Annotated in this window: 5 protein-coding genes; all 5 read right to left on the bottom strand. The window is 67.4% G+C overall.

The features are described 5' to 3' along the window. Positions 1-98: 98 nt before the first annotated feature. Positions 99-953, bottom strand: coding sequence for a D-amino-acid transaminase (locus DYI42_RS23165; protein ID WP_213549391.1), 855 nt, complete (start codon positions 951-953; stop codon positions 99-101). A gap of 137 nt (positions 954-1090) precedes the next feature. Further along, positions 1091-1867: a metallophosphoesterase family protein gene (locus DYI42_RS23160; RefSeq protein ID WP_213549390.1), complete on the bottom strand. Its 777-nt coding sequence runs from the start codon at positions 1865-1867 to the stop codon at positions 1091-1093. Further along, on the bottom strand, positions 1864-2829 hold the full coding sequence (gene dgcA, locus DYI42_RS23155; protein WP_213549389.1) for an N-acetyl-D-Glu racemase DgcA: 966 nt from the start codon (positions 2827-2829) through the stop codon (positions 1864-1866). The genes DYI42_RS23160 and dgcA overlap by 4 nt, the downstream gene beginning before the upstream one ends. A gap of 198 nt (positions 2830-3027) precedes the next feature. After that, positions 3028-4035, bottom strand: coding sequence for an N-acetyltransferase DgcN (dgcN, locus tag DYI42_RS23150; protein ID WP_213549387.1), 1008 nt, complete (start codon positions 4033-4035; stop codon positions 3028-3030). A gap of 168 nt (positions 4036-4203) precedes the next feature. Next, positions 4204-4836, bottom strand: a complete 633-nt coding sequence (locus DYI42_RS23145; protein WP_213549385.1) for a hypothetical protein — start codon at positions 4834-4836, stop codon at positions 4204-4206. Between the last annotated feature and the right edge of the window lie 226 nt (positions 4837-5062).

Here is a 5062-nt window from a genome sequence, read left to right as displayed (position 1 = left end):
CTCTTGCGTGGTAGCGCCTCGCCATGCGCGGCGCTACCACGCAAGAGGGCGCCCCGTTTGGGACGCCCTTTCTCGGCGCTCGGCCCTTGGCGCGCGTGCTAAACGGCGGCCTTTTTCATCTCGTCGATGTAGATTTCGCGCAGCCGCGTGGCCACCGGGCCCGGTGTGCCCGCGCCCACCGCGGTGCGGTCGATCTCGACCACCGGCATCACGAAGGCCGAGGCGGAGGTGACGAAGGCTTCATCGGCCCCCTGCGCCTCTTCGATGGTGAAGGGCCGCTCCTCCACCTTCATCTGCGCCTCGCGGGCAAACCGCAGCACGGCGGCGCGGGTGATCCCGTGCAGGATCTCGGTGCCGAGGTGGCGGGTGATGATGGTGCCGTCCTTGACGATATAGGCATTGTTCGAGGTGCCTTCGGTCACCGCGCCATCCTCGACCATCCAGGCATCATCCGCGCCCGCCTTCTTCGCCGCCATCTTGCCCATCGAGGGGTACAGGAGTTGCACCGTCTTGATGTCCCGCCGCCCCCAGCGCTCGTCCGGGATCGACACCACGCGAATGCCCTTGCCCGCCACGGGGCTCTCGGCGATCACCTTTTCCTGGTGGAACAGTACCAGCGAGGGCGCCGTGCCCTCGGGCGGAAAGGCAAAATCCCGGTCCGCCGCGCCGCGCGTCACCTGGAGGTAGATCATCCCCTCTTCCAGACCGTTCTTCGCAATCAGCTCGCGGTGAATGCCCAGCAGCTCCTCCTCGGTGCAGGGCGGCGTCATCTCCAACTCCCCCATCGACCGCCAGAGCCGCTTGGCGTGGCCGTCGAAATCCACCAGCTTGCCGCCCAGAACGGTCGTCACCTCATAAACGCCATCGGCAAAGAGGAACCCCCGGTCGAAGACCGAAACCTTGGCCTCCTCTTCCGGCAGATACTCTCCGTTCACATAGACGATCCGGCTCATGTTTCTTCTCCTTTGCCTCTCGGCGCTTCATCCTTCGCGTGCGCCGCCCCGTCAAGCCGCTCGTCGACCGCGCCGCGATCTCTTCGCATGGGCACCACCCCGCGAAGACGCCTCGAAGGGCGGATGAGCGGCGCCGTCTAACCCCTGATCCACCCGGTCTCCACCGCGCGCGCCCAGTCCTCGCGCCCGTAGCCCCGCGCTGCCGCAGCCATGCGCGCGGTGTCATAACCCGTCTCGCGCAGTTCCACCGCCCAGCCGTCGCCCGCGCGCTCCACCACCGCCCAGCGGGCCTCGGGCGCGCCGTTCTGCACCGCGTGGGGGGCGGGCTCGGCATCTTCATAGGCCGGGCAGCCGACCGAGCCGGGATTCACCACCAGCGTGCCGCCGACCTCCATCACTCGGGGCAGGTGCGAGTGGCCGCAGAGCACCAGACTGGCCTCGATATCTTCAAGGTCGCCCGCCACAGCCGCCGTAGGCCGCTCGGCCACGCCATCGCCGTCGATCACTTCCATCAGGTATTCATCGTCCCGCGCGGGCCGGGCGTGGCAGGCAAACACCGCCTCTCCCAGCCAGGCCGTCACCGGAAGGGCGGCAAGCCAGTCCATCTCGGTGGGGCCAATCGCCTCCCGGCTCACCCGGTCGGTCGCGCTCATCTGTTCTAGCGGGTCGTCCAGCAGGTAACGGTCATGGTTGCCCCGGATGCACACCATGCCGGACCGCGCCATGAGCTGCGCTGCCACGCCCGCCGGGTCCATCGGGCCGCTCAGATGGTCTCCAAGGTTGACGATGAAGCCCATGCCCTCGCCGTCGATCTCCGCGAGCACCGCTACCAGCGCATCGGCATTGCCGTGAATATCGGCAATCACCGCAAATCGCCCCGGCGGCGCGGGCAGATGCACGGCGGGCAGGCTCATCCCCAGAGCGCGGCCTGGCTGGGGTGCACGCCGCGCCCGTCATAGGCCAGCGGCGGCATCCGGTCTTCGGCCAGCAGGAGCGGCCCGTCGAGGTCGGTGAAGCCCACGCCCTGGGCCACCAGCACGGCGGGCGCCATGCCGAGGCTCGTGCCCACCATGCAGCCCACCATGATTCCGTAGCCCTCGGCCATCGCCGCCCGCTTCAGCGCCAGCGCCTCGGTCAGCCCGCCGGTCTTGTCGAGCTTGATGTTGATCACGTCATACTTGCCCTTCAGCTTCTTCAGGCTCGACAGATCATGGCAGCTCTCGTCGGCGCAGATCGGCACCGGTTTGATGAGGCCCACAAGGCTCTCGTCCTGATCGGCAGGCACCGGCTGCTCCACCAGCCCCACGTCGAGGCGCAGGAGGTAGGGGGCCAGCTCGCTGTAGATCTCCGCCGACCAGCCCTCGTTGGCGTCCACGATCAGCCGCGAGCGCGGAGCACCCCGGCGCACGGCTTCCAGCCGGGGCATATCTTCCGGGGTGCCGAGCTTGATCTTCAGCAGCGGGCGATGGGCGTTCTCCCGCGCGGCCATCTCCATCTTCTCCGGCTCGTCGAGCGAGAGCGTGTAGGCGCAGATCTCGGGGCCGGGCTGGGGCAGGCTGGCGAGCGCCCAGACGCGCTCGCCGCGCTGCTTGGCCTCCAGATCCCAGAGCGCGCAATCCACCGCATTGCGGGCGGCGCCTGCGGGCAGCAGCTTCATCAGATCGGCGCGGCTCACCTTCTCGGGCAGGCTCCTGACCTGGTCGATCACGCTGGAAAGGCTCTCGCCATAGCGCGCGTAGGGCACGCATTCGCCCCGGCCGATTGCGCCACCCTTGCGGATCTCCACCGTCACCACATCGGCGGCCACCTTGGTGCCGCGCGAGATGGTGAAGGGCACCTTGAGCGCAAACTGCTCTGACGTTGCCGTGATTTCCATGAAGGGCCTCCGAGTTCTGCGTCCGGTCAGGTTAACGCAGGTTTTCTGCAAGTGCGATATGCATGGGGTGTGTATGGCCCGTGCATGGGGTGTGCATGTGCGGGATTTCACACAGGCCCAAGGCCTTACCGCACCGTTCTGCGCTGCGCTCTGGTGCCTTGCGGACGCGTCGGGCGGGCACTCCTCCCCACTACCCGCTCACCCCTTGGGTGCCGGAAGGGCATCCACCAGCCGGCCCGCGCCCTGGCGGAACGGGTCCACCGTGGGCAGGCCCATGCGCGCTTCCACTTCCGCCAGATAGGCCTCGGCCTCCGCCTCGCTCATGTGCTGGGTGTTGATCGAAATGCCGATCACCTCCACGCTTGGGTTCACCACCCGCGCCATCGTCAACGACACGTCGCGCAGCGCCTCCAGCGTCGGCAGCTCGTAGCCCGGCAGGCCGCGCATGTGGGGCCGCGTCGGCTCGTGGCAGAGCACCAGCGCATCCGGCGCGCCGCCATGCACCAGCGCCAGCGTCACGCCGCTGTAGCTGGGGTGAAACAGGCTGCCCTGACCCTCGATCATGTCCCAGTGATCGGCATCGTTGTCGGGCGTCAGCCACTCGATGGAGCCGGCCATGAAATCGGCGATCACCGCATCGAGCGGCACGCCGTTTCCGGTGATCAGGATTCCGGTCTGCCCGGTGGCCCGGAAGCTTGATTTCATTCCTCTTTTCTTGGCCTCGGCGTCCATCGCGATGGTGGTGTACATCTTGCCCACCGAGCAATCGGTGCCCACCGCCAGCAGGCGCATGCCGCTGCGCTTCTCGCCGCTGGCGATCGGGTATTTCACCGACGGGATTCGCACGTCATGCAACTGCCGCCCGTGCTCTTCGGCCAGGGCTACAAGGGTCGGCTCGTGCTTGAGCAGGTTGTGCAGGCCGGAGGCCAGATCGAGCCCGGCGATCAGCGCCTTCTCCAGCACGTCCATCCAGGTCTGGCTGATGGTGCCGCCCCGGTTGGCGACGCCGATTACCAGCGTCTTGGCACCCGCGGCCACGGCCTCGTCGATGGTCATGTCGGTGAGCTTCATGTCAGCCTTGCAGCCGTCGAGGCGCAGCTGTCCCACCGCGTTGTCGGGCCGCCAGTCCTTGATGCCCTGGGCCACCTTTGCGGCGAGCGCGTCGGGGGCGTCTCCGAGGAAGAGAAGATACGGCGTTTCGATCATCTGGGCAGCTCCTGTTGGTGTTGGCGGCAGCCTAGCGGGTGCGGCGAGGGATTTCTTGCCAATCTCACCGGGGTGGCTGGTTGCGCGCGCGAAAATCTTCGAGCAAGCCAGGCCCTTGCGCCAAATTCTTGCCCGTTGCCTGCAAATGAGGCCAAATTCACCTCGATGCTATTCCGGCGTGCAGGGGGCACCCTCGGGCGCGGTGTCGCTCATGAAGGCGGCGTGTTTGGGGCCGTAAACCTCACGCACCACCCGCGCGTCCCAGGCGTCTCCCCAGATCGCGAGGCCAAGCGCAGGGTCATACTCCAGCACCCGCTCGCCGCTCTCCGCCGTACTGGCGTAGCTGTAGCCGAACCGCTTGACCAGTCGCCGTTGACCAGAGGCCAGCTCGCGCCGGTCCTCGCCCAGCGCCTCGATCTTCAGGTCGAAAGCATCGACCATCGCGGGCGCGTCGCTGCCCGTCATCCGGCGGCTGCGCTCGGCCTTCACCTCGCGGCTCTCGCCCGCGCCCAGGGCGGCCAGCGCGCTGAAGTCCCCCTGCATCTCCTGAAGCATCGCGCCCCTGCGCCAGCGCACCATCTCGACGCCGGCCCATTCCTCCTCGCCCAGGAATTTGCCGCCAAGATACACGTCCACCCGCTGCGGACCCTCTTCACCGTCGCAGCGCAGCACCTGCAGCATCTCGCAATTGGCCCGCAGCGCGGTGTTCTGCACCGTGCAGCCCGACTGCACGCCGACGGTCCCGGCACAAGCGGTGCCCGCGGTGCACAGGACGACGGCGGAAAGCATGAAATATCGCATGAAAAATCCTCCTATGAATGGCCCGAGTATGCGGCAAGATGTGCCTCCGGGCCAGCCACCATTGCTGCACCTGCGAAATGGACTTGCGAGTGGCAGCGCAATAATCTACCACCCACGGCGAGAAACGCGAAATATCCTTGCCCGGAGACCTGCCATGTCCTTCCGCCTCCAGCCCGCCCCGCCCGCACGCCCCAACCGCTGCCAGCTATTCGGCCCGGGCTCCCGC

This window comes from Vannielia litorea, from assembly GCF_018424695.1.
In the GTDB taxonomy this organism is placed as follows: domain Bacteria; phylum Pseudomonadota; class Alphaproteobacteria; order Rhodobacterales; family Rhodobacteraceae; genus Vannielia; species Vannielia litorea_A.
Note: the sequence above shows the minus strand (reverse complement) of the source record. Positions and strands in the feature narration are given on the sequence as shown.